Consider the following 4237-nt stretch of genomic DNA (forward strand, 5'->3'; position numbering starts at 1 on the left):
GGGCGGCGGTCATGGGCGCAGGCGGGGAATGATCTCGTAGGGGCCGGTGGAGGGGGCGGCCGATTCGCCCTCGGCGGTCAGGAGGAGGTGCTCGAAGGCGCGGCGGCGCTCGACGGATGCCTTGCGGAAGATGTTCGAGGCATGGAACTGCACGGTGCGCGGCGAGAGTCCCAGCTGGTCGGCGATGTTCTGATAGCAGTGGTGCTCCAGAATGAGCTGGGCGACCGTCACCTCCCGGGGTGTGAGGCCGAAGGCGTCCAGCCTGCGCCGCAGACGCTCCGCTTCGGCCTCGCGCCGGCTCTCGGCGAGGCGGAGGGCGCGCCCGCGACGGGCGAGGAGCGCCCCGACGCCCACAAGCCCGAGGGCCATGGCCGTGGCCCCGATGACGACGGCGGATTGCCGCAGCCCCTGCGGGGCCGGGGCCCCGAGGGCGAGGCAGCCGGCTGCTCCAGCGAGCAGGCATCCCAGGGCGATGCAGCCGAGGGCCGCTGCGATGATGCGGTCGCTGCGGACCGCGTTTGATCTGCGAGCGCGGCGTTGGCCGTCATCTCCGCCGACACAGCAGGGGTCTTGCGGGGGAACGAGGAGGGAGTGGGCGGCAGTGGGTCGGCCCCACGGGACGGGTGTCTCCATGGTTGCTCCTTAAGAACGGGAAGGGCCAGTGCTCTTCAGTGAATAGGGCCCCAGGTGAGGATAGGCGTTGCCGCTTGGGAGGGCCGTGGGGCTTGCAGTGCGAACGGACGTCCGACACTGGCAGAGAGGCGGTTCTGAGGACCTCGCGTGGGTTTCCGATCGTAGCATAGGGTGCTGATTGGCGTGTCATTCTATGCGGAATATGATAGATTGATTACCAATATGGACGAATTTCGTTAAAAACCAGCTTGGTTTCGCCCATTGTCGAGCCGGCCCAAACGTGGACTTTCTTGGGAAGTGGAAGCGGCTCGCTGTGCCCATGGTAGGATTTTGCGTCGCTCCGCACTGGCTCGCCAGACTCGCGGGCATGAATATCGCCGCGCAGTCCCGCGGTATTTCCGATAGAGTAAGGGGCGAGTTCTGCCATGGATATGTTCATCGAGATTCTGAAAGCGTTCTTCATCGGCGTGGTGGAGGGCATTACCGAGTGGCTGCCTATCTCCTCTACCGGCCACATGATCCTCGTGGATGAGTTCGTGAAGCTGAACGTGTCGCCTGAGTTCCTCGAGCTGTTCTTGGTAGTCATCCAGCTCGGCGCCATCATGGCCGTGCTCATTTTGTACTTCCACAAGCTGAACCCCTTCTCGCCTCGCAAGACGGCGCCCGAGAAGCGCGGCACGTGGCGGCTGTGGGGCATGGTGGCCATCGGGTGCATTCCGGCGGCGGCCATCGGCCTGACCCTGGACGATTTTTTCAACGAGTACTTCTACAACGCCTGGACGGTGGCGGTGGCGCTTATCGTGTACGGCGTGGTGTTCATCCTGCTGGAGCGGCGCAACCGCAAGCGCGAGGCGGCGTGGCTGGCGTCCCGCGGCCCACGCGCTTCTCGGGGCGCCCATGCGCGGCCGCTGCCCGTGGGTCCGGGCGATGACGGCGACGATGCCGAGGCCGCCCTGTTCCGCGTGCGCACCGTGGACGAGATCGACTGGAAGACGGCGCTTAAAATCGGCTGTTTCCAGATGCTCGCCATCATCCCGGGCACGAGCCGCTCGGGCTCCACCATCATCGGCGGCATGCTCTGCGGCTGCTCGCGTACGGCGGCGGCCGAGTTCACGTTCTTCTTGGCCATTCCCGTCATGTTCGGCTGGGGCGTGCTGAAGCTCATCAAGTACATCCTGGCCGTGGGCCTGGCCATGACCGCCACCGAGATAGCCGTGCTCGTCGTGGGCATTGTGACGGCATTCGTGGTGTCGGTCATCTCCATCAAGTTCCTCATGGGTTACATCAAGAAGAACGACTTCACCGCTTTCGGCGTGTACCGCATCATCGTGGGTATCGTGGTGCTGGCCTACTTCGGCGTGAAGGTGCTGCTGTAGCCGGCGCCGCCGCGCCTCCTCCGTGCAAGGGATGGGGCTTTTTCGTCAAGATGTGGGAGTTATTAGGGTGCCTGGTGCCCTCAAGGGGCCGAAGCATGGCTTCGGTCCCTTGTTTTTGCGCGGAAGTTCCTGGTAAAGATGGTCAGAGCAGGGTGGTCGCTGGCGAACGGGGTCCTTTGCACCCTAATAACTCCCATATTTTGGCGGAAACCGCGAACTATCTTGCATGAGGGTCGCAGGAGAATTGTCTTATGATAATCTTCTTCCCGTGAGATAGCGGTGCCGCATCGAGTTCGGTGCGACGTTGCCAGGAGGGGAGGGGAAGACGGTGTTCGGCGAACTGATCGTGGCCTATCTCTTCCTCGGCGGCACCGGGGCCGGCGCGTGTGCGGTGGCGGCGGTGCTCGGGCTGCTGGCCGATGGCGCCGATGTCCGCCAGGGCTTAGCGGCGCGTTTCCGCGACGGCGGCAACGGCCGACCGGGGGTCTATCGGCGGCTCTTCGTGTCCCTATGGGCGACCGCTTTGATCGCCCTTGTCCTGGGCGTCGTGTGCTTGTCCGCTGATGTGGGACGCATCGACCGGGTGCTTGTGCTGGCAGTGTCCGCGCCGACGAATTACCTGGTTGTGGGGTTTTGGGCCCTGGCGGCTTGCGCGGCGTCGGGAATCGCGACGCTGCTGGTGTGGCAAGGCGCGATGCCTGGGTCGTACCGGCTGCTCATGGCGCTGAACGGGGCATCGCTGGTCGCCGCCTGCGTGGCCGCGGTCTATACGGGCCTGCTGTTGGCGGGTCTTGCGTCCGTGCCGCTGTGGTTCGGGCCGTGGCTGCCGGCGGTATTTCTGCTGTCGGCCCTGTCCTGCGGCACGGCGCTGGTAGCGGCCGTGATGGTGCTTGCGGGTGCCGATGCCCCGTTCGGGCGTGTGCTGCAGGCTCTGGGCGCGGTGGATATGGGGCTGATCGGGCTGGAGGCGATCGCTCTTGCCGGCTGGCTCGGCTGCACGTGGCTGGGGGCCGGGGGCACGCTCGCTCAGGCCGCGCCAGCCACCCCGACCGATGCCGCCGCCCTCGCCTCGGTGGCGGCTCTCGTGGAGGGCTCCTGGGCGCCGATGTTCTGGGGCGTTCTCGGCGCGGTGGGGCTGGCGGTTCCGTTCGGGCTTGAGGGCGCGCTGCTTGCGCAGGGGCGCCGACGCGGTTCGCCACGGCGAACCGCGTCGGCGGTCGTGCTGGTTTCTGCCGCCTGCGTGCTGGTGGGCGGTGCCGCCCTGCGCTGGCTGGTGGTGATGGCGGCGGTGCAGCCGATGGTATCATCGGCGGCATATGTCTTGTAATGGGAAGGAAGGCTGGAGATGTTTCCCTTTGAAATCGATGAAGCGAGCGATGTGCCCCTGTGGGTGCAGCTGCGCAATCGCATCGCCTATCTCATCAACGACGGCTACTTCAAGCCGGGCGACAAGCTGCCCACGGTGCGCGGCTTGGCCTCGGAGATCTCCATCAACTACAACACGGTGAACAAGGCTTATCTGAGCCTGGTGTCCGACGGGTATCTGGAATCGACCCGCGGCCGCGGTGTGTTCGTGACCGACATGGCGGCGCAAGAGGGCGGCGAGGGCCGCGCCGAAGTGGAGGCGGTACTCGACGAGTGTATCGCCTCGTGCCGTGAGATGGGCATGGACTACGACGACATCGAGCATGCCATGAGTCGCAAGATCAAGCGCCTGAAGCACGAGGAAGCCCGGGAGCGGGGCGAGGTGGCGGCTCGCATCATCGATTTCGAGAAGTCCGCCGCACGTACGGCGAAGGAGGCGTGAGCATGGCCCGCGAGAAGAAAGAGCGCCGGTTCCGCGTAGCGCCCGACACGACCACCGAAGTAGCGGGAGAGCGGGCGTCGAGCACCGGGGTGCTCGTGTTCTCGGCGGTGCTGTGCGCCGGTGCCTTCGCCGCCGCGCTCGCCGCGGCCTGGCTGATAGTTGGCGCGGTGACCCTGCCGGGTATCGTCGGGGCGGCGATCGTGGGGCTTATCGCCCTGTCATCGTGCCATGTCGCCCAGCAGTGGGAACGGGTGGTAGTGCTGCGCCTGGGCCGTTTCAACCGCGTGTCGGGCCCGGTGTGAGTTACATGAATCCGGAGCGGTGCTCCCAGAGGGCCCCGGAGCCTGCCCTTGGAGGGCGCCGGCCGGGGCATTCGTCGACGGGAGCATCCTACCACACCTTCGAGAGGGCCTCGGCGCTG

General features: G+C 65.9%; 6 protein-coding genes. 4 read left to right on the forward strand and 2 right to left on the reverse strand.

Features of this window, described 5'->3' with window-relative positions; translation table 11 throughout:
* Positions 1–9: 9 nt before the first annotated feature.
* Positions 10–633, reverse strand: coding sequence for a helix-turn-helix domain-containing protein (locus F8D48_RS11315; RefSeq protein WP_151432132.1), 624 nt, complete (start codon positions 631–633; stop codon positions 10–12).
* Positions 634–847: 214 nt separating this feature from the next.
* Positions 848–1060: a hypothetical protein gene (locus F8D48_RS11320; protein WP_151432134.1), complete on the reverse strand. Its 213-nt coding sequence runs from the start codon at positions 1058–1060 to the stop codon at positions 848–850.
* Positions 1061–1064: 4 nt separating this feature from the next.
* On the opposite strand from F8D48_RS11320, the gene F8D48_RS11325 reads away from it, so the two are divergent.
* From F8D48_RS11325 to F8D48_RS11340, 4 genes are all read left to right on the forward strand, one after another.
* Positions 1065–2009 carry an undecaprenyl-diphosphate phosphatase gene (locus tag F8D48_RS11325; protein WP_084811620.1) on the forward strand — a complete coding sequence of 315 codons (945 nt, stop codon included), beginning with the start codon at positions 1065–1067 and terminating at the stop codon, positions 2007–2009.
* A gap of 328 nt (positions 2010–2337) precedes the next feature.
* Positions 2338–3336 carry an NrfD/PsrC family molybdoenzyme membrane anchor subunit gene (gene nrfD / locus F8D48_RS11330; RefSeq protein WP_170272815.1) on the forward strand — a complete coding sequence of 333 codons (999 nt, stop codon included), beginning with the start codon at positions 2338–2340 and terminating at the stop codon, positions 3334–3336.
* Positions 3337–3354: 18 nt separating this feature from the next.
* Positions 3355–3816 carry a GntR family transcriptional regulator gene (locus F8D48_RS11335; RefSeq protein WP_151432138.1) on the forward strand — a complete coding sequence of 154 codons (462 nt, stop codon included), beginning with the start codon at positions 3355–3357 and terminating at the stop codon, positions 3814–3816.
* A 2-nt stretch (positions 3817–3818) separates the two neighbouring features.
* Positions 3819–4118 carry a hypothetical protein gene (locus F8D48_RS11340; protein ID WP_151432139.1) on the forward strand — a complete coding sequence of 100 codons (300 nt, stop codon included), beginning with the start codon at positions 3819–3821 and terminating at the stop codon, positions 4116–4118.
* Positions 4119–4237: the final 119 nt, after the last annotated feature.

Source organism: Adlercreutzia muris, assembly GCF_008831045.1.
In the GTDB taxonomy this organism is placed as follows: Bacteria; Actinomycetota; Coriobacteriia; order Coriobacteriales; family Eggerthellaceae; genus Adlercreutzia; species Adlercreutzia muris.

Excerpts from the sequence above, each read along its gene's own strand:
- F8D48_RS11325 (WP_084811620.1), top strand. The coding sequence starts at position 1,065 with ATGTTCATCGAGATTCTGAAAGCGTTCTTCATCGGCGTGGTGGAGGGC.
- F8D48_RS11320 (WP_151432134.1), bottom strand. The coding sequence starts at position 1,060 with ATGGCAGAACTCGCCCCTTACTCTATCGGAAATACCGCGGGACTGCGC.
- F8D48_RS11335 (WP_151432138.1), top strand. The coding sequence starts at position 3,355 with ATGTTTCCCTTTGAAATCGATGAAGCGAGCGATGTGCCCCTGTGGGTG.
- F8D48_RS11315 (WP_151432132.1), bottom strand. The coding sequence starts at position 633 with ATGGAGACACCCGTCCCGTGGGGCCGACCCACTGCCGCCCACTCCCTC.
- F8D48_RS11340 (WP_151432139.1), top strand. The coding sequence starts at position 3,819 with ATGGCCCGCGAGAAGAAAGAGCGCCGGTTCCGCGTAGCGCCCGACACG.